This is a genomic window from Brachybacterium subflavum (genome assembly GCF_009299795.1).
Lineage (GTDB): Bacteria > Actinomycetota > Actinomycetes > Actinomycetales > Dermabacteraceae > Brachybacterium > Brachybacterium subflavum.
The window spans coordinates 309962-327828 of sequence record NZ_VIGP01000004.1 but is presented as its reverse complement, the minus strand read 5'-3'; the positions used below and the strand labels follow the sequence as shown (position 1 = coordinate 327828).

Here is a 17867-nt window from a genome sequence, read left to right as displayed (position 1 = left end):
GGGCGCGGGGCGTGGGGCGGTCCGGCGTCGGCCTGAGGACGACGAGTGGTACGAAACGGTCGCCATGAGTGCTCATGGCGACCGTTTCGTACCACTCGTGGTGCTTCCGTCGACCGGGTGCCGGGTGCCGGGTGCCGGGGCGGAGTCCGGACGTCGCGCGCCCGGGTGCCGGTTCAGCCCGGGTGCCGGATCAGACGGTGCGGTGGTCCCGGTAGTAGCGGATCAGCTCGGCGGTCGAGGAATCCTGGGCGTCGATGGCGGCATCGTCCCCGGCGACGGCCGGGGCGAGGTCCTTGGCGAGCTGCTTGCCGAGCTCCACGCCCCACTGGTCGAAGGAGTTGATGCCCCACACGGAGCCCTCCACGAAGGTGATGTGCTCGTACAGGGCGATCAGCTGGCCCAGCACGCTCGGGGTGAGCGAGGGTGCCATGATCGAGGTCGACGGACGGTCGCCGGAGAACATGCGGGCGGCCACGAGCGGACCGTCGGTGCCCTCGGCACGGACCTCCTCCTCGGTCTTGCCGAAGGCCAGGGCCTTGGTCTGCGCGAAGAAGTTGGCGAGGAACAGCTCGTGGACGTCCTGCTCGCCGTCCTTGAGCGGGCGCACGGGATTCGCGAAGGCGATGAAGTCCGCGGGGATGATCCGGGTGCCCTGGTGGATGAGCTGGTAGAAGGCGTGCTGGCCGTTGGTGCCGGGCTCGCCCCAGAAGACCTCGCCGGTCTCGGTGACCACGGTGGAGCCGTCCCAGCGCACCGACTTGCCGTTGGACTCCATGGTCAGCTGCTGGAGGTATGCGGGGAAGCGGTGCAGGTACTGGGAGTAGGGGAGGACCGCGTGGGTCTCCGCCTCCAGGAAGTTCACGTTCCAGATGTTCAGCAGGCCCATGAGCAGCGGCACGTTCTGCGCCGCGGGGGCGGTGCGGAAGTGCTCGTCCATCGCGTGGAAGCCCGCAAGCAGCTCCTCGAAGGCCTCGGGGCCCAGGACCGTGGCGAGCACGGTGCCGATCGCGGAGTCCACGGAGTAGCGGCCGCCCACCCAGTTCCAGAACCCGAAGGCGTTGGCGGGATCGATGCCGAAGGCCTCGACCTTGTCGAGCGCGGTCGAGACCGCGACGAAGTGCTTGGCCACGGCCTCCTTCTCCTGCTCGGGGGTGAGCCCGGCGTTCTCGCGCAGGCCAGCGAGCAGCCATTCGCGCACCAGGCGCGCGTTGGTGATCGTCTCGAGCGTCGTGAACGTCTTGGAGGCGACGATGACCAGGGTCGTCTCGGGGTCGAGGTCCGTGGTCGTCTCGTACGCGTCGGTCGGGTCGATGTTCGAGATGAAGCGCGCCTGCAGGCCCTCCTGGGCGAGCGGCTTGAGCGCCTCGTAGACCATGACGGGACCGAGGTCGGAGCCGCCGATGCCGATGTTCACGACGGTCTCGATCCTCTTGCCGGTCACGCCGGTCCACTCGCCCGAGCGGACCTTGCGGGCGAAGTCGTAGATGCGGGTGAGGGTCTCGTGCACGTCGTGGTCGATGTCCTGGCCGTCGACGACGAGGTCGGGGGAGGCGCCCTCGGGGCGGCGCAGCGCCGTGTGCAGCACGGCGCGGTCCTCGGTGGTGTTGATGTGCTCGCCGGCGAACATGGCGTCGCGGCGGGCGAGCACGCCGGTCTGCTCGGCAAGGTGCAGCAGCAACTCCACGGTCTCCGGTGTCACGAGGTTCTTCGAGAGGTCCACGTGCAGGTCGGCGGCCTGATGGGTGAGGCGCTCGGCGCGCTGCGGGTCCTCGTCGAACCATTCGCGCAGCGAGCCGTCGAGCGACTCGTCGTGCGCGAGGAGCTGCTCCCAGGCGTCCGTCGTCGTGGGGTCGACGGGCGCGTCCTGCGGTGTCTGGGTGTTCTGTGCGGAAGTCATGGTCCCATTGTCGCTCGCGCGGCGGCGCCAGGGCGAGACGGGGGAGCCCGATGTGGGAACTCAGTCCTCTCAGCCTGCTCCCCAGCATCTCTCCGGCGTCGACCGCCGGACGGAGCAGTGACCGGATCGTGACCAATGGATGGACACTTCTTGCGCTATGCACCCCGTCACGTCGTGCACACTGGAGGATGCGCGCCACGATCCGCATGGATCCCCAGAGCGTGAACCCGTACGGAGATCCGACCGCAGATGCGGCCGCGGCATCCCATGACACTAAGGAGTGTCCATGTCCATCTCGCGACGTTCGATGATCATCGGCACCGGCGTGGCCGGCACCGCCGCGCTCGCCCTGTCCGCCTGCGGCGGCGGGAGCGACAGCGGCGACGGCGGCTCCGGCGGCGGCTCGGGCGATCCGGTCTACGCCAACGAGACCGAGCCCCAGAATCCGCTGATCCCGACCAACACCAATGAGGTGGGCGGCGGCCGCATCATCACCTCGGTCTTCGCGGGCCTCGTCTACTACAAGGCGGACGGCACGGTCGAGAACGACGTCGCCGACTCGATCGAGTCCGACGACAACCAGACCTGGACCATCAAGATCAAGGACGGTCAGAAGTTCTCCGACGACTCGCCGGTGACCGCGAAGTCGTTCGTCGACGCCTGGAACTTCGGCGCGAACACCAAGAACGCCCAGCTCAGCCAGAGCTTCTTCGAGCCCATCGAGGGCTTCGACAAGGTCAGCGCCGACAAGGCCACCGGCAAGGAGACGCTCTCGGGCCTCAAGGTCGTCGATGACCTGACCTTCACCGTCAAGCTCGTCTCCGAGCAGTCGGACTTCCCCAACCGCCTGGGCTACAGCGCCTACTCGCCGCTGCCGGAGTCGTTCTACGACGACACCAAGTCCTTCGGGGAGAAGCCGGTCTCCAACGGCCCCTACATGGTCGACACCTGGGACCACGACCAGCAGATCGTGCTCGTGCCCAACGACAACTACGACGGCCCCCGCAAGGCGAAGAACGCCGGCGTGACCTTCACGATCTACTCGTCCGACGACACCATGTACGGCGACCTGGAGTCCGGCGAGGTCGACGTCACCGACCTCATCCCGACCTCGGCCCTGTCGAGCTACCAGGACACCCTGGGCGACCGCGCGGTCAACGATCCCGGCGCCGTGTTCCAGTCCTTCACGATCGCCCAGAACGACCCGAACTTCTCGGGCGAGGCCGGCACGTTGCGCCGCAAGGCCATCTCCCGGGCGATCAACCGCAAGCAGATCTGCGACAAGCTCTTCTACGGCACCCGCACCCCCGCCACGGACTTCATCGCCCCGGTGATCCCCGGCGGCGGCGAGAAGGACATCCCGGGCGCCGAGGTTCTCGAGTTCGACGAGGCCGAGGCGAAGAAGCTCTGGGAGCAGGCGGAGAAGAAGCAGCCCTTCAAGGGCGAGTTCACCCTCGCCTACAACGCCGACGCCCCGCACAAGGACTGGGTCGACGCCGTGTGCAACTCCATCGCCAACACCCTGGGCATCACCGCCAAGGGCAAGCCGTTCCCGGCCTTCGGCGACTTCCGCGAGCAGATCACCAAGCGCGAGCTCAAGGGCGCGTTCCGCTCCGGCTGGCAGGCCGACTACCCCTCGGCCTACAACTTCCTGGGCCCCCTCTACTCCTCGGCCGCGGCCGACGGCAAGGGCTCGAACGACGGCGACTACAAGAACCCCGAGTTCGACGACCTGCTCAAGGAAGGGCTCTCGGCGGCCGACGAGAACGCGGCGATCGAGAAGTACAAGGCGGCCGAGGCGATCCTCATGGAGGACCTGCCGGCGATCCCGCTGTGGTACCAGAACACCTTCGGCGGCTTCTCCGAGAACGTCTCCGACGTGAAGTACGGCTGGGACACCGTCCCGCTGTACTACGCGATCACCAAGTGATCGACGGAGCTGCGCGCATCCGCTGATGCCGGGGCGGGAGGGGCACACAGCCCTTCCCGCCCCGAGGTCCGTCCAGGACCGTCGGCTCGAGGCCCGGCCCCGCGTCGGCCCGGCCGCGACCATCGGCGGCCCCGCGCGAGCGCTCCGGCCAGCTTCCCCGGGACGGCGATCGTCGTCCTCTCCCATCAACCTGAGGTGACCCAGTGATCTGGTACATCGGGCGGCGACTGCTGCAGATGATCCCCGTCTTCCTCGGTGCGACCCTGCTGATCTACGTCATGGCGTTCTACGCGGGCGGCGATCCGATCCAGGCGATCATGGGCGACAAGCCCCTCTCGCCGGCCGTGCAGGACCAGCTCCGATCGCAGTACAACCTGGACAAGCCGCTCATCGTGCAGTGGCTGATCTACGTGGGGAAGGTGGTGCGCGGCGACTTCGGCGTCGGCTTCAACGGCCGGCCGATCATCGAGCAGATCCGCGATGCGTTCCCCGTGACCTTCCGCCTCGCGATCATCGCGGTCGTCTTCGAGACCATCCTCGGCATCGTCGCAGGCGTCATCTCGGGCCTGAAGAAGGGCACCTGGATCGACACCACGCTGCTGATGGTCTCGCTCCTGGTGATCGCGGTCCCCACCTTCGTGATCGGCTTCGTCGCCCAGTTCACCCTCGGCGTGAAGCTCGGGGTGGTGCCCGTGAACGTCGGACGCGACGCGAGCCTCCAGAACCTGCTCCTGCCAGGGTTCGTGCTCGGCGTCGTCTCCTTCGCGTATGTGCTGAGGCTGACCCGGACCTCGATCACCGAGGTCGCGACGGCCGACCACGTGCGCACCGCGACCGCCAAGGGACTCTCGCGCACCGGCGTGATCTCCAAGCACATCATGCGCAACTCGCTGATCCCCGTGGTGACGTTCATCGGCGCCGACCTCGGCGCCCTCATGGGCGGCGCGATCGTCACCGAGCGCATCTTCAACATCCACGGCATCGGATCGGTGCTCTACCAGGCGATCAACAAGTCCGAGAGTCCCGTGATCGTCTCCGTGGTCACGATCATGGTGATGATCTTCTTGCTCACCAACCTCGTCGTGGACCTGCTCTACGCCGTGCTCGACCCGAGGATCCGCCATGCGAAGTGATCACAGCTCCCGCACCCTGCGCCCGGCCGACGCACACTTCGTCGCGCCCCTGGACGAGACGCCGCTGCGCGAGGTCGACGCGGTGGACACCACCGCTGCTCCCCGCTCGATGTGGGGCGAGGCCGCGCACAACCTGATCCGCAACCCCGTGTTCGTGATCTCCGCCCTGCTGATCCTGGTCCTGCTGTTCATCGCGGCGTTCCCCGGGATCTTCACCGACTACGACCCCACGAAGGGCGACCTCGGGGTCTCCAACCAGAAACCGGGCGACGGCCACCTGCTGGGCACGACCGTCCAGGGGTACGACGTCTGGGCGCGCATCCTCTACGGCACGCGCACCTCGCTGAGCGTCGGCTTCTTCGCCATGGTCATCTCGACCGTCATCGGCGTGGTCATCGGCGCCTTCGCCGGCTACGTGGGCGGCTGGATCGACGAGGTCCTCTCCCGCGTCACCGAGATCTTCTTCGCGCTGCCGCTCGTGCTCGGCGCGATCGTCGCCTTCACCGCACTGAGCAGCGGGGTCAGCACCTTCACGATCGCCCTGATCCTCGCGGTCTTCGGCTGGACGAACATCGCCCGCATCACCCGCGGCGCCGTGCTCTCGGTCAAGAGCCAGGACTTCGTGACGGCCTCTACCGCGCTCGGCGCAGGGAAGCTGACGAACCTCGCCAAGCACGTGCTGCCCAACGCGATCGCCCCGGTGATCGTCACGGCCACCGTGAACCTGGGCGTGTTCATCGTCGCCCAGGCGACCCTGTCCTACCTCGGGCTCGGCAACGGCTCGATCTCGTGGGGCAGCGACATCTCGGACGCCCAGCCCGCGCTGCGCAACAACCCGATGATGCTGTTCTACCCGTCAGTGGCGCTCGCGATCTGCGTGCTGAGCTTCATCATGCTCGGCGACGCCGTCCGCGACGCCCTGGACCCCAAGGCGAGGAAGCGATGAGCGCCACCACTGCACCCCGTACGGGCGATCAGCCCGCCAGCACCGAGGCCGGAGCGCTGCTCGAGATCCGCGACCTCGACATCACGTTCACGACCGGCAGCGGGCCCGTGCACGCCGTGCGCGGGGCGAACCTCGAGGTCTATCCGGGCGAGACCGTCGCGATCGTCGGCGAGTCCGGCTCGGGCAAGTCGACGACGGCGATGAGCATCGCACGTCTGCTTCCCCCGAACGGCAGCGTCACCGGCGGCTCGATCCGCTTCGACGGCAAGGACATCACCTCCGTGCCTCTCGGCCAGATCCGCGCGCTGCGCGGCAGCGAGATCGGACTGGTCCCGCAGGACCCGATGAGCAACCTCAACCCGCTGTGGAAGGTGGGCTCCCAGATCGACGAGGCGCTCGCCGCCAACGGCGTCGCCAACGGGGCAGCGGCCAGGAAGCGCACCGTCGAGCTGCTCGAGGAGGCGGGCCTGCCCGACGCCGAGCGCCGCGCGGGCCAGTACCCGCACGAGTTCTCCGGCGGCATGCGCCAGCGCGCCCTGATCGCCATGGGCCTCGCCGCGAGGCCCCGACTGCTCATCGCCGACGAGCCGACGAGCGCCCTGGACGTCACCGTCCAGCAGCAGATCCTCGACCACCTCGACACCCTGACCGCCGAGCTCGGCGTCGCGGTGCTGCTGATCACGCACGACCTGGGCCTGGCCGCCGAGCGCGCCCAGCACCTGGTGGTGATGTACAAGGGGCAGATCGTCGAGTCCGGTCCCGCACTGCAGATCCTCCAGGACCCGCAGCACCCGTACACGAAGCGGCTGATCGGCGCGGCGCCGTCGCTCGCCTCGCGACGACTGGTCTCGACCAAGGGCGGCGACGCGCAGGACGCGGCGCAGGATGCGGCGCAGGACGCGGCGCAGCAGGCGGCGCCCGCTGTGGCCGACGAGTCCGCTGCGGCGTCCGAGAGGGCTTCCGGTCCGAACACCCCTGCCGACGCGGACGCCTCTGCCGATGGCGCAGGGTCCGGCGCGGCCGCTGCGAGCAGCGGCGAGGACACGGTGATCAGCGTCCAGAACCTCACCAAGGTCTTCCCGCTGCGCGGGAAGGTGCCGTGGAGGACGACGCCCTTCACCGCCGTCGACGACGTCTCCTTCGACCTGCGCCGCGGCACGACCACGGCCATCGTGGGGGAGTCCGGCTCGGGGAAGTCGACGGTCGCCCAGATGGTGCTCCGTCTGCTGGAGCCCACGTCGGGTCGCGTGCTGTTCGAGGGTCGGGACGTCGCCGGGATGAAGGGGAAGGAGATGATGGCTCTGCGCCGCCGCGTGCAGCCGATCTTCCAGAACCCCTACGGCACGCTCGACCCGATGTACTCGATCTTCCGCACGATCGAGGAGCCGCTGCGCCTGCACGGCATCGGGGACGCGACGTCCCGGGAGGCGAAGGTCCGCGACCTGCTCGACAAGGTCGCCCTGCCGGCCTCGATGATGCGCCGCTATCCCAACGAGCTCTCGGGCGGGCAGCGCCAGAGGATCGCGATCGCCCGTGCGCTCGCCCTGGACCCCGAGGTCGTCGTGTGCGACGAGGCCGTCTCCGCCCTCGACGTGCTGGTCCAGGACCAGGTGCTGCACCTGCTCAACGACCTGCAGTCCGAGCTGGGGCTGTCCTACCTGTTCATCACCCACGACCTCGCCGTCGTGCGTCAGATCGCCGATCACACGGTGGTGATGGAGAAGGGACGCGTCGTCGAGCACGGCTCGACCGATGCCGTCTTCCACGATCCGCAGCAGGAGTACACCAAGCGGCTGCTCGCGGCGATCCCCGGCGGCTCGATCCCGCTCGCGGGCGCCGAGACCATCGAGGTGGACGTCGACACGGAGGTTCCCGAGGCGGAGCGCGCCCGGGGCGGAGACGATGACGGGACCGATGGCCACCACCCGCTGGGCGGGGATCCCGAGGATCCCTTCAGCGGGGCCGGGCACGCCTGATCCCGGCCGAATGACCGCGGTCGGGTGATTTCGGCCCGGTCATCCAGGCCGAGCCCGATCTGCTCGCGCCGCCACGTGCGGCTCCACCGACGGCCCACCGCCTCCTCGCGCAGCGCGGTGGGCCGTCGGCCGTGGGCGCTTCTGCACGGCGTGTCCAAGCGCACCTCGGGATCGGCCTCGTCGGACGGTAGAATCTCTCCGGCGCATCGTGTCCGCACGCCCCGGACCCCCGTGCACGAGCCTCCTCGCAGAGGCCGGTGCCGGGAATTCCGCGGGGCGGCGACGTGGAGAGTGCGCCGCCTTCCGACGACGAATCGAGCAGCCCCCGCATGTCCCTCCAGCACCGCACCGACCTGCGCAATGTCGCTATCGTCGCCCACGTCGACCACGGCAAGACCACTCTTGTGGATGCCATGCTCACGCAGGGCGGCGCCCTCGGCGAGCGCGACAAGCACGACGACCGCGCCATGGACTCCGGTGAGCTCGAGCGCGAGAAGGGCATCACGATCCTCGCCAAGAACACCGCGATCCGGTATCACGGACCGTCAGCGGCGGCGAACGGCGAGCCCGACGGCATCACCATCAACGTCATCGACACCCCCGGCCACGCCGACTTCGGCGGCGAGGTCGAGCGCGGCCTCTCGATGGTCGACGGCGTGGTGCTCCTCGTGGACGCCTCCGAGGGCCCCCTCCCGCAGACCCGCTTCGTGCTGCGCAAGGCGCTCGCCGCGAAGCTCCCCGTGATCCTCGTGGTCAACAAGGTCGACCGCCCCGACGCCCGCATCGAGGAGGTCGTCGGCGAGTCGACCGACCTGCTGCTGGGCCTGGCCTCCGACCTCTCCGACGAGGTCCCGGACCTCGACCTCGACGCCGTCCTCGACGTGCCCGTCGTCTACGCCTCGGGCAAGGCCGGACGCGCCGATCTCGAGCAGCCGGCCGACGGCGAGCTCCCGGCATCCGAGAACGTCGAGCCCATGTTCAAGACGATCATCGAGTCGATCCCCGCGCCGAGCTACGACGACGAGATGCCGCTGCAGGCGCACGTCACCAACCTCGACGCCTCGCCGTTCCTGGGCCGCCTCGCGCTGCTGCGCGTCAAGAGCGGCGAGCTCAGCAAGGGCCAGCAGGTCGCCTGGTGCACCCGTCACGGCGAGACGAAGACCGTGAAGATCACCGAGCTGCTGGAGACCAAGGGACTCGCCCGCGAGCCCATGACCCGCACGGCGCACCCGGGCGACATCGTCGCGGTCGCCGGCATCCCCGAGATCATGATCGGCGAGACCCTCACCGACGTCGAGGACCCGCGCCCGCTGCCCCTGATCACGGTCGACGACCCGGCGATCTCCATGACCATCGGCATCAACACCTCCCCGCTGGCCGGCAAGAACGGCAAGGGCCACAAGCTCACCGCCCGCCAGGTCAAGGACCGCCTCGACGCCGAGCTCGTGGGCAACGTGTCCCTGAAGATCCTGCCCACCGAGCGCCCCGACGCCTGGGAGGTCCAGGGCCGCGGCGAGCTCGCGCTCGCGATCCTCGTCGAGCAGATGCGCCGCGAGGGCTTCGAGCTCACCGTGGGCAAGCCCCGCGTGCTGACCCGCGAGATCGACGGCAAGACCTGCGAGCCCGTCGAGCGGATGACCATCGACGTGCCCGAGGAGTACCTGGGCGCCGTGACCCAGCTGATGGCCTCCCGCAAGGGCCGCATGGAGACCATGAGCAACCACGGCTCCGGCTGGGTGCGCATGGAGTTCCTGGTGCCCTCGCGCGGCCTCATCGGCTTCCGCACCCGTTTCCTCACGGAGACCCGCGGCAACGGCATCGCCTCCTCCTACGCCGACGGGTTCGAGCCCTGGATGGGCCACATCGAGTTCCGCACCTCGGGGTCGCTGGTCGCCGACCGTGCGGGCGTCGTGACGCCGTACGCGATGATCAACCTCCAGGAGCGCGGCTCCTTCTTCGTCGAGCCCACGAGCGAGGTCTACGAGGGCCAGATCGTCGGCGAGAACTCGCGCGCCGAGGACATGGACGTCAACATCACCAAGGAGAAGAAGCTGACGAACATGCGTGCAGCCTCCTCCGAGGCGTTCGAGAACCTCGTGCCGCCGCGCAAGCTCACCCTCGAGGAGTCCCTCGAGTTCGCAAACCAGGACGAGTGCGTCGAGGTCACCCCCGAGATCGTCCGCATCCGCAAGGTCGCCCTCAGCGCCCAGGAGCGCTCCAAGCTGCGCGGGAAGACCAAGGGCACGGCGTGACCCCAGGCCCCTCCGGACGCGCGGCGCCGGGGACCCCCGTGCGCACCGCGCCGGGGGCCTCCGAGCGCACGGCGCCGGCGACCACCTCGATCGCGGCCAGGATCTCCCAGGTCGTCGCCGCGATCGTGGTGGCCGTGGTCTCCGTGCTCCTGCTGGTGACGATGCACCGCCTGCAGCTCACGATCGCGGGCGTCGACCTGCCCGTGGGTCTCGTGTTCGGCGCCGTCTTCCAGTTCGCCGCGTCGACCTTCCTGTGGGCCGCGACCGGCGCGCGGCTGCCCGTGGTGGTGCTCGGCTGCATCTGGGGCCTGATGGTGCTCCCCTTCGCCGGCACCAGCCCGGGCGGGGGAGTGCTGATGCCCGCGGTCATCGCGCAGAAGGCGCAGATCTCCGGCTGGATCGTGCAGGGCATCGGCATCGTCGTGCCCTTCGTGTTCCTGGGCATCCAGCACCTCGCCTCGCGGCCGACCCGCCCGACGGGCGGGTCGGGCTCGGCGAGCTCCGTCGGCCGACGGGCCTGAGCGGGCGTGGAGGCCCAAGAACCTCGCCGCCCCGCCGCGCGCGGTGCATCCGCTCCCGGTGCGCCGGGACGCCCGGACTGGGCGACGATCCCCAACGCGGTCACGCTGCTGCGCTTCCTGCTGCTCGTGCCGGTGTGCGTGCTGCTGGTGGACGGCGGTCCCGACCCGCTCGCCGTGATCCTGCTGCTGGTCTGGGCGCTCACGGACTGGGTCGACGGGCTGCTGGCCCGCGTCCTGCACCAGACCAGCCGCACCGGCGCGATCATCGATCCGATCGCCGACCGTCTGGGCCTCGTGGGAGTGGTGCTCTCGCTCGCACTCGCCGGCGTGCTCTCGTGGATCCCGCTGGGCGTGATCGCCCTCGTGGACATCGTGCTGCTCGTGCTCGCCGGGCGCACAGCCGCCGGGGGAGCGCTGCCCGTCTCGCGGATCGGCAAGGCGCGCACGGCGGTGCTGATGTCGGCCGTGTTCCTGCTCGCCGCGGCGGCCGCGTGGCTGCCCGCGGCGATCCCGGCACTGCGCGTGCTCGTGTGGGTCGGCGTGCTGCTGCACGTGATCGCCGGCGTCGACTACCTGCTCAGCGCCCTGCGCCACCGCGGCGGCGGGGAGGATCGGGCACCGGCCTGGCGGCGGTGACCAGGCCTCGCACCACCCGGTCGCTGCCGCGCTTGGTCGCGATCGTGACCGTGTCCGCGTCGGCCGCCTCGATGACGCCCAGTGCGTCGGTCATCCCCTCGCCGTGCGGCGACGCGCTGCGGTCGATCGCATAGCGCACCACCACGCGCGTCCCCACCTGCAGGAACGGCGCCCAGCCGGGTCGAGGACGCCGAGCGGGACCCGGCGACGCAGCGCCGTCGGCACCCGGATGATCGCCGGGCGTCGCGCCGGGTGGGGGATCCGGGGAGTGCTCCTGGGACATGGCTCCAGGCTATCGGCGGGGGCCACCGCGATGTCGACCTCGTCACCTGCGCTCCGGAGGGCGGTCCGTGGGCCCCGGAGGCACGGGCGACGGTGACATGATGGGGACGGCTCCCTCGCCCCGGGAGCCCGAGAACATCCTGGGACCATCGCGTCGGCCCGCTCCGGCGCCGCACCCGCCCCGGCCCCGGCCGGGCGCAGGTGCAGCCCCGGCCGTCGTCCGGTCCCTGCCCCTGGAAGGATCGCCGCATGACGTACGTCATCGCCCTGCCCTGCGTGGACGTGAAGGACAGGGCATGCGTGGACGAGTGCCCCGTGGACTGCATCTACGAGGGGAACCGGTCGCTGTACATCCAGCCCGACGAGTGCGTGGACTGCGGCGCCTGCGAGCCCGTCTGCCCGGTCGAGGCCATCTTCTACGAGGACGACCTCCCGGACGAGTGGGCCGACTACTACAAGGCCAACGTCGAGTTCTTCGACGAGCTCGGCGCCCCGGGCGGCGCTGCGAAAATGGGCGTCATCGAGAAGGACCACCCGCTCATCGAAGCCCTCCCGCCGAACCCGAACGACGCGTGACGCGACCCTGCGCTGAGCGGCCCGGGATGAAGTCTGGAAAGAAGGATCTGATGGCGCAGCACCGCCCGTCGGCCCCGCGCGAGCCCCTGGCCGCGCGCCTGCCCGCCTTCCCCTGGGACTCCCTCGAGGAGGCCAAGCGCGTGGCGAGCGCCCACCAGGGCGGACTCGTCGACCTGTCCGTCGGCACGCCCGTCGACCCGACCCCCGAACGCGTGCAGCAGGCGCTGCGCGAGGCGTCCGACGCCCACGGGTACCCGACCACCGTCGGCACCACGGCCCTGCGCGATGCGCTCGTGGACTTCGTGGTGAGGCGCCGCGACGCCGGAGACGGGTCCGGCGCCGTGTCCGACGGCGCGGCGGGCATCGGCCACGAGCACGTGCTGCCGACCGTCGGCTCCAAGGAGCTCGTCGCCCACCTGCCCTTCCAGCTCGGCATCGGTGCGGACGGCGCCGTCGCCTTCCCCCACATCGCCTACCCGACCTACGACATGGGGGCGCGCTTCGTGGGCGCCCGCAGCGTCCCCGTGGACATGGAGCGCCTGGCCGCCGAGGGGGACGCCGCGATCGCGGCCGAGGATCTCGAGCGGATCGGTCTGCTGTGGCTGAACTCCCCGGGGAATCCCACGGGCGAGGTCCTGGACGTCGAGCAGCTGCGCAGCATCGTGTCCTGGGCGCGGGAGCGGGGTGTCATCGTCGCCTCCGACGAGTGCTATGCCTTGCTGCCCTGGGACGTCGAGGAGGTGCCCTCGATCCTGGATGCGCGCGTGCACGGCGGCGACCTCACCGGCCTGCTGTGCGTCTACTCGCTCTCGAAGCAGTCGAACCTCGCGGGCTACCGGGCGGCGTTCGTCGCCGGCGACCCGGCGCTGATCGGAGAGCTCACCGCCATCCGCAAGCAGGCCGGCATGATGCTTCCCGCACCCGTGCAGGCCGCCATGGCCGCCGCCCTCGCCGACGACGACGCCGTGCGCGCCCAGCACGGCGTCTACCGTGCCCGCCGCACCGCGCTCCGCGAGGCCGTCGAGGGCTTCGGCGGCGAGATCCACGGGTCGCGCGCGGGGCTGTACCTGTGGACCTCCTTCGGCGAGGACTCCATGGCCAGCGTCCAGGAGCTCGCGAAGCTGGGAATCCTCTGCGCCCCCGGAATGTTCTATGGTGAGGCGGGGGAGCGATTCGTCCGCATCGCACTGACGGCGAGCGACGAACGGATCTCCGCAGCGGTCGAGCGGCTCACCCGCCGCTGACCCGCCGCCGGGACCCGCGGGCCCCGTCGGCCCCGGCCCCGACCCGCACCCGACCGCACCGGTCCCCGGACCGGACCAACCCCCGGGACGCGCCCCGCGTCCCCCGCACGACCATCGGGCCGCGCACCGCGCCCCGCCGCACGAACCAGGGTCGCCCGTCGGCCCCCACCGACGCCGATGCACAACGGAGAGCACATGAACAACGCGACGCCGACCTCCCGCCTCACCCACCGCGACCAGGATCTGGACCTTCCCTTCGTCGAGGCCGTCGAGGGCAACAGCGGCATCAGCATCGCCCCGCTGCGCAAGCAGACCGGCGACGTGACCTATGACCCGGGCTTCATGAACACGGCGAACACGAAGTCGTCGATCACCTACATCGACGGCGACGAGGGCATCCTGCGCTACCGCGGCTACCCGATCGAGCAGCTCGCCGAGCACTCCAGCTACCTCGAGGTCGCCTACCTGCTCATCAACGGCGAGCTGCCCACCCAGGGCCAGCTCGAGAACTTCGTGTCCTCCGTGGAGCGCCGCACCCTGCTCGACGAGCGCTTCAAGAGCCTGTTCGACGGCTTCCCGCGCGACGCCCACCCGATGGCCGTCATGCAGGCCGGCGTCTCCGCGCTCTCGACCTTCTACCAGGACTCGCTCGACCCGTTCGACGAGGACCAGGTGCGTCTGAGCAGCTACCGCCTGCTGGCCAAGGTGCCCACGATGGCGGCCTACGCCTACCGCGTCAGCAAGGGCCACGCGCTCCTGTACCCGGACAACCAGCTCTCCCTCATCGAGAACTTCCTGCGCCTGACCTTCGGGTTCCCGGTCGAGAAGTACATCGCCGACCCAGTCGTGGTGCGCGCGCTCGAGCAGCTGCTGATCCTGCACGCCGACCACGAGCAGAACTGCTCGGCCTCCGCCGTCCGGCTCGTCGGCTCCGCGCAGGCCAACCTCTTCACCTCGATCTCGGCCGGCATCGGCGCCCTCTCCGGCCCCGCCCACGGCGGCGCGAACGCGGCCGTCATGGAGATGCTCGACGAGATCAGCGAGCGCGGCATGGATCCCAAGGACTTCATGGAGCGCGTGAAGAACAAGGAGGACGGCATCCGCCTGATGGGCTTCGGCCACCGGGTCTACAAGAACTACGACCCGCGCGCGAAGTTCGTCAAGAAGATCGCCGACGACGTCCTGGAGCGCCTGGGCGTCCATGACGAGCGCCTCGACCTCGCCATGCAGCTCGAGGAGATCGCGCTCAAGGACGACTACTTCGTGGAGCGCAAGCTCTATCCGAACGTCGACTTCTACACCGGCATCATCTACAAGGCGATGGGCTTCCCCACGCAGATGTTCACGGTGCTCTTCGCGATCGGCCGCATGCCCGGCTGGATCGCACAGTGGAACGAGATGATCCACGACCCTGAGACGAAGATCGGTCGCCCCCGCCAGATCTACACCGGCGCCGAGCGTCGCGAGTACGCCCCGATGCCCGAGCGCACCGGCACCACGGAGATCCGCCTCGAGCAGCTCCAGGCGGAGCTCGAGGCCGAGCGCCGCGCCCAGCAGGAACGCATCGCCCAGGAGCGCCGCCAGGACCACTGAGCGGGGCGGCGGTTCGGCCAGCGCGCGGGGCTGATGCGTCACGCGACGGCCTATAGCGGACATCCACGCAGCATTTCGCACGGATGTCCGCTATAGGCCGCTCCATGACGACGCGGCCCGTTCGTGACTGCGCGGCCCGTGGCCCGTCCATGAGAACAAGGCGCGTCCATAACGGCGCGACTCGTCGGCGGCGTGGCAGAGCCATCCTCGGCGAAGCGGAAAATCTGTCGCTCCGGCGAGGACGAGGCGCGAGCATGGGGCGATGGATGAACACGACCCTCGCCGCTCGGCATGCTCCTCAGCCCAGCGGCCGGCCCCGACCAGCAGAGGCTGTGGGACGAAGAGGCCGCGAGCACCTACGACACCCCCGGCGAAGGCATGTTCTCCCCTCATGTGCTGGGGCCGACGATCGAATTGCTGGGGGATCTGGCCGACGGCGGGCACGCCCTCGAGCTCGCGATCGGCACCGGCCGCGTTGCGATCCCGCTGTCGGAGGCAGGGGTCGAGCTCACCGGCATCGAACTCTCGGCGGCGATGATCGCGCGGCTGCGCGAGAAGATGCCCGCGCCGGATGGAACGGATGCGGCCGGGAAGACCGGCATCCCCGTGGTGCAGGACGACATGACCGTAGCGAGCGCTGGAGAGGGATTCTCCCTCGTCTACCTGGTCTTCAACACGCTCGGGAACCTGCTGACGCAGGAGGAGCAGGTCGCCTGCTTCCGCAACGCGGCTCGGCACCTGCGGCCGGGAGGCCGTTTCGTCGTCGAGATGTATGTGCCCCAGCTGCGCGCCCTCGCCCCCGGACAGGGCGGGGTGCTTGAGGTCAGCGAGCCCGGCTATCTGCTCGTCGACACGATCGACACCATGACGCAGCTGCTCGTCTCCCACCACGTGCGCTTCGACCCGACGGTCGATGGGCCGCGGGAGGCCCACATCGGCCGCACCCCGCAGCGCTATGTCTGGCCGAGCGAGATGGACCTGATGGCACGCCTCGCCGGTTTCGAGCGCGAGCACCGATGGGCGGACTGGGATCGCAGCGAGTTCACCGCGGAGTCCCGCCACCACGTGAGCGTCTACCGCCTGGAGCCGTGACCCGTTCCTGGCCCTGGCCCGTTCCCAGCCCTGAATCGGTCCGAACCCCGAGGTGGTCCTAGCCCCGAGCCTCGCCTGCTGGGCACCCGGCGGCAATCGCGTCCCGGACGTGTGCGGCGCGGTTGGAGATGATCGCGCGGACGCCGAGGCCCGCCAGCTCTCGGGCACGAGCGGGGTCGTCGACCGTCCAGCACGAGACCTCCATGCCCAGGGCGCGTGCTTCGGCCGAGGTGCGGGCTGTGACCCGGGTGTGCTCGGGGTTCCAGAAGCGCGGACGCAGGCGGTCCACGAGACCCCGCGGGGGCATGCCGTCCTGTTTCCAGGTCATCCAGATCTCGGCCTCGGGGTCGGCATCCCGGACGCTCTGCAGAGCGTCCAGGTCGCCGCACCACGCGGGCGGCGGGATCCGAGGGTCGTCGCGGCGGACTCGGGCGACGCCCTCCGCGCTCGCCGCCGCGGGCGTCTCGTCCGGCATGTCGATGAGCAGACGGGCGGGAGCTGCGAGCCGCAGCGCATCGGCGAGAGCAGGGACCTGCGGCGCGAGGTCGGCGAGCTCCCGGGAGGTCACGTCCCGGATCGAGCGGGGATCGCCCCACAGGCGCTCGAGCGTCGCATCGTGCAGCAGCACCGGGACGTCGTCGGCCGTCAGACGGACATCGATCTCCACGGTCCGAGCGCCCGCATCCTCCGCGCGCCGGACGGCCTCGCGCGTGTTCTCGATCGCGCCGACGGGGTCGCCGCGGTGGGCGATGATCTCCGGCGGGGGAGCGGCGCTGCCGATGCTCATGGTCCCGAGGCTAGTCACCCGCCGGCGACGAGCACCACCACGCGATCCGCGTCGCCGCCGTCGATGCTCGGCCACGTGCCGGCTTCCTGGTCGTGGGATTCTCGCTGCCAGGCGCGGCCCTGGTAGGAGACCTGGACGACGCCGTCGTCGGCCGCGCGGGCGACCGCCCAGTTCGCGACCGCCCAGCCCAGGGTCATGTCGCCGTGCGTGTCGATGACCAGGGCGGTCGCACTGGAGCCGTCGGGCCTGGTCTTCGCGACCGAGGAGGCGGAGGCGAGCGAGCTCGAGACCGTCCCGGCCTTCGTGCGCCGCGGGAACTGCTCCTGCAGAGCGTCCTGCACGCTCTGGGGCGATGCCGCGGAGTCGGGGGCGGCGATGTCGCACACGAGATTCGCACCGGACTGCCCGGTCAGGGCGGAGGCGAAGATCCGCCCCTCGGTCTCGTGGTCGCCGTACGCCTCGGGATAGCCCGAGCGCTGCACCTTCTGGGCGGCGTCATTCACGCTCATCGAGGCGTAGTCGAGCTTCACCAGCTGGTCGTAGAAGGCGTTCGTGGCGTGGACCGGGTCCCGGATCTCGGCGACCGTGCCCCAGCCCTGTGAGGGACGCTGCTGGAACAGGCCCTGGGAGTCGCGGTCCCCGTGCTCGATGTTCTGCAGCTTCGACTCCTGGTACGCCGTGGCGAGCGCGATCGACGCCGCCCGCGGCGGCAGCCCCCGGTCCGCGGCGACCGCGCTGATCAGCGCCGCGTTCGCCGTGCGCTCCGTCGTGTACTCGTGCGTCGTCCCGAGGCCCGCCGCCGTGCACTGTCCGCTGCGCTGGACGGACGCGAAGCGGGTGAGCGCGAAGAACGTCCCGGCGACGACGAACGCGAGCACCAGCAGCATCACGAGGGGCACCGTGAGGTGCCGCATGCGCGAGCGGCCGGAGCGGGAGCGTTGGGAGCGGGCCATGGGCGGTCGGTGCGGCGATCCGGGGTCGGCGGGGCGTCGTGGAGTCGGG

Annotated in this window: 15 protein-coding genes; 11 read left to right on the top strand and 4 right to left on the bottom strand. The window is 70.2% G+C overall.

Annotated features, from left to right (window positions below; translation table 11 throughout):
- Positions 1 to 190 precede the first annotated feature (190 nt).
- Positions 191 to 1897 carry a glucose-6-phosphate isomerase gene (gene pgi, locus FHG10_RS11725; protein WP_152353514.1) on the bottom strand — a complete coding sequence of 569 codons (1707 nt, stop codon included), beginning with the start codon at positions 1895 to 1897 and terminating at the stop codon, positions 191 to 193.
- Between the two features lie 286 nt (positions 1898 to 2183).
- On the opposite strand from pgi, the gene FHG10_RS11720 reads away from it, so the two are divergent.
- The 7 genes from FHG10_RS11720 to FHG10_RS11690 all read left to right on the top strand — a co-directional run bounded on the left by FHG10_RS11720 (position 2184) and on the right by FHG10_RS11690 (position 11291).
- Complete coding sequence (locus FHG10_RS11720; RefSeq protein WP_152353513.1) at positions 2184 to 3827, top strand: peptide ABC transporter substrate-binding protein; 1644 nt, start codon at positions 2184 to 2186, stop codon at positions 3825 to 3827.
- Between the two features lie 203 nt (positions 3828 to 4030).
- Complete coding sequence (locus tag FHG10_RS11715; protein WP_152353512.1) at positions 4031 to 4960, top strand: ABC transporter permease; 930 nt, start codon at positions 4031 to 4033, stop codon at positions 4958 to 4960.
- The gene (locus FHG10_RS11710; RefSeq protein ID WP_152353511.1) at positions 4950 to 5906 is read left to right on the top strand and encodes an ABC transporter permease; all 957 of its coding nucleotides are present in this window, start codon (positions 4950 to 4952) and stop codon (positions 5904 to 5906) included. Before FHG10_RS11715 ends, FHG10_RS11710 begins: the two co-directional genes overlap by 11 nt.
- Positions 5903 to 7882, top strand: coding sequence for a dipeptide ABC transporter ATP-binding protein (locus FHG10_RS11705; protein ID WP_152353510.1), 1980 nt, complete (start codon positions 5903 to 5905; stop codon positions 7880 to 7882). Before FHG10_RS11710 ends, FHG10_RS11705 begins: the two co-directional genes overlap by 4 nt.
- Before the next feature lie 329 nt (positions 7883 to 8211).
- Positions 8212 to 10134: a translational GTPase TypA gene (typA, locus tag FHG10_RS11700; protein ID WP_152353509.1), complete on the top strand. Its 1923-nt coding sequence runs from the start codon at positions 8212 to 8214 to the stop codon at positions 10132 to 10134.
- Positions 10131 to 10655: a hypothetical protein gene (locus FHG10_RS11695; RefSeq protein ID WP_193636288.1), complete on the top strand. Its 525-nt coding sequence runs from the start codon at positions 10131 to 10133 to the stop codon at positions 10653 to 10655. The genes typA and FHG10_RS11695 overlap by 4 nt, the downstream gene beginning before the upstream one ends.
- Before the next feature lie 6 nt (positions 10656 to 10661).
- A complete protein-coding gene (locus FHG10_RS11690; protein ID WP_152353508.1) occupies positions 10662 to 11291 on the top strand; it encodes a CDP-alcohol phosphatidyltransferase family protein in 630 nt (209 codons plus the stop codon).
- Here FHG10_RS11690 and FHG10_RS18260 read toward each other — a convergent pair.
- Positions 11233 to 11574: an acetyltransferase gene (locus tag FHG10_RS18260; protein WP_227488206.1), complete on the bottom strand. Its 342-nt coding sequence runs from the start codon at positions 11572 to 11574 to the stop codon at positions 11233 to 11235. The genes FHG10_RS11690 and FHG10_RS18260 overlap by 59 nt on opposite strands.
- 248 nt (positions 11575 to 11822) lie before the next feature.
- On the opposite strand from FHG10_RS18260, the gene fdxA reads away from it, so the two are divergent.
- The 4 genes from fdxA to FHG10_RS11665 all read left to right on the top strand — a co-directional run bounded on the left by fdxA (position 11823) and on the right by FHG10_RS11665 (position 16078).
- Positions 11823 to 12149, top strand: coding sequence for a ferredoxin (gene fdxA, locus FHG10_RS11680; protein WP_152353507.1), 327 nt, complete (start codon positions 11823 to 11825; stop codon positions 12147 to 12149).
- A gap of 50 nt (positions 12150 to 12199) precedes the next feature.
- Entirely contained in the window at positions 12200 to 13393 is a 1194-nt protein-coding gene (dapC, locus tag FHG10_RS11675) for a succinyldiaminopimelate transaminase (protein ID WP_152353506.1), read from the top strand.
- A gap of 195 nt (positions 13394 to 13588) precedes the next feature.
- Positions 13589 to 14986 (top strand): citrate synthase, encoded by a 1398-nt coding sequence (locus FHG10_RS11670; RefSeq protein WP_152353505.1) that lies wholly within the window; start codon positions 13589 to 13591, stop codon positions 14984 to 14986.
- 291 nt (positions 14987 to 15277) lie between these two features.
- On the top strand, positions 15278 to 16078 hold the full coding sequence (locus FHG10_RS11665; protein WP_152353504.1) for a class I SAM-dependent DNA methyltransferase: 801 nt from the start codon (positions 15278 to 15280) through the stop codon (positions 16076 to 16078).
- 58 nt (positions 16079 to 16136) lie between these two features.
- On the opposite strand, the gene FHG10_RS11660 is transcribed toward FHG10_RS11665, so the two are convergent.
- Positions 16137 to 16865 (bottom strand): glycerophosphodiester phosphodiesterase, encoded by a 729-nt coding sequence (locus tag FHG10_RS11660; RefSeq protein ID WP_152353503.1) that lies wholly within the window; start codon positions 16863 to 16865, stop codon positions 16137 to 16139.
- A gap of 14 nt (positions 16866 to 16879) precedes the next feature.
- Entirely contained in the window at positions 16880 to 17818 is a 939-nt protein-coding gene (locus FHG10_RS11655; RefSeq protein WP_152353502.1) for a hypothetical protein, read from the bottom strand.
- Positions 17819 to 17867 lie beyond the last annotated feature (49 nt).

Bases quoted from the DNA above. Each gene is read 5' to 3' on its own strand.
- pgi (WP_152353514.1), bottom strand. From the start codon at position 1,897: ATGACTTCCGCACAGAACACCCAGACACCGCAGGACGCGCCCGTCGAC.
- FHG10_RS11720 (WP_152353513.1), top strand. From the start codon at position 2,184: ATGTCCATCTCGCGACGTTCGATGATCATCGGCACCGGCGTGGCCGGC.
- FHG10_RS11710 (WP_152353511.1), top strand. From the start codon at position 4,950: ATGCGAAGTGATCACAGCTCCCGCACCCTGCGCCCGGCCGACGCACAC.
- FHG10_RS11705 (WP_152353510.1), top strand. From the start codon at position 5,903: ATGAGCGCCACCACTGCACCCCGTACGGGCGATCAGCCCGCCAGCACC.
- typA (WP_152353509.1), top strand. From the start codon at position 8,212: ATGTCCCTCCAGCACCGCACCGACCTGCGCAATGTCGCTATCGTCGCC.
- FHG10_RS18260 (WP_227488206.1), bottom strand. From the start codon at position 11,574: ATGTCCCAGGAGCACTCCCCGGATCCCCCACCCGGCGCGACGCCCGGC.
- fdxA (WP_152353507.1), top strand. From the start codon at position 11,823: ATGACGTACGTCATCGCCCTGCCCTGCGTGGACGTGAAGGACAGGGCA.
- dapC (WP_152353506.1), top strand. From the start codon at position 12,200: ATGGCGCAGCACCGCCCGTCGGCCCCGCGCGAGCCCCTGGCCGCGCGC.
- FHG10_RS11670 (WP_152353505.1), top strand. From the start codon at position 13,589: ATGAACAACGCGACGCCGACCTCCCGCCTCACCCACCGCGACCAGGAT.
- FHG10_RS11665 (WP_152353504.1), top strand. From the start codon at position 15,278: ATGCTCCTCAGCCCAGCGGCCGGCCCCGACCAGCAGAGGCTGTGGGAC.
- FHG10_RS11660 (WP_152353503.1), bottom strand. From the start codon at position 16,865: ATGAGCATCGGCAGCGCCGCTCCCCCGCCGGAGATCATCGCCCACCGC.
- FHG10_RS11655 (WP_152353502.1), bottom strand. From the start codon at position 17,818: ATGGCCCGCTCCCAACGCTCCCGCTCCGGCCGCTCGCGCATGCGGCAC.